Below are 490 nucleotides of genomic sequence, written 5' to 3'. Positions count from 1 at the left end.
CGTCATAGCGGGTATGATAGCAACCTATATCGCAGAAGGAGGCGAGGTGATAGCTTCCCATTTCTGGAACTACCTCCTCATGTTCGTCTGCTCCCTGCCACTCTTCGTGGTGGGTATGCGTATGTTCCATACCTATTCCGGTATCATGCGCTACTCGTCATTCGTTGACCTGCTCCGCATATCCGGTGCCCTCGTTGTCGGTTTCATCTTGAATTGCGTACTTCTCCAGGTGATTCCAGAAAATATCCTTTGCGAGATTACCACAGAATCCATTGTCGTCATGCTCTTCATATCCATGATAGAGATGTGGACGATGCGAATCCTCGTGAAGTATATGTACGACTCCAGTTTTTCAGCTGAAACCAAGATTCCGGTTTTCATCCTCGGTGTACGGGAAGGCGGTATCTCCCTGGCAAAGTCCATGCGCAACGACCATCCTTCCCAGTATATCGTCAAAGGATTCACTACCGAAGAAGCCGCAATGGTAGGC

At 49.2% G+C, this 490-nt stretch carries 1 protein-coding gene; it reads left to right on the top strand.

Annotated features, from left to right (window positions below; genetic code table 11):
- Nucleotides 1-13: 13 nt before the first annotated feature.
- Nucleotides 14-490: nucleoside-diphosphate sugar epimerase/dehydratase (locus ACQRBJ_RS16210; protein WP_445304259.1), on the top strand; the 477-nt coding region annotated here is incomplete at its 3' end.

This window comes from Prevotella sp. SGI.167 (genome assembly GCF_050313615.1).
GTDB lineage: Bacteria > Bacteroidota > Bacteroidia > Bacteroidales > Bacteroidaceae > Prevotella.
The sequence above is the reverse complement of the archived record's forward strand: the minus strand, read 5'-3'. Positions and strand labels throughout refer to the sequence as shown.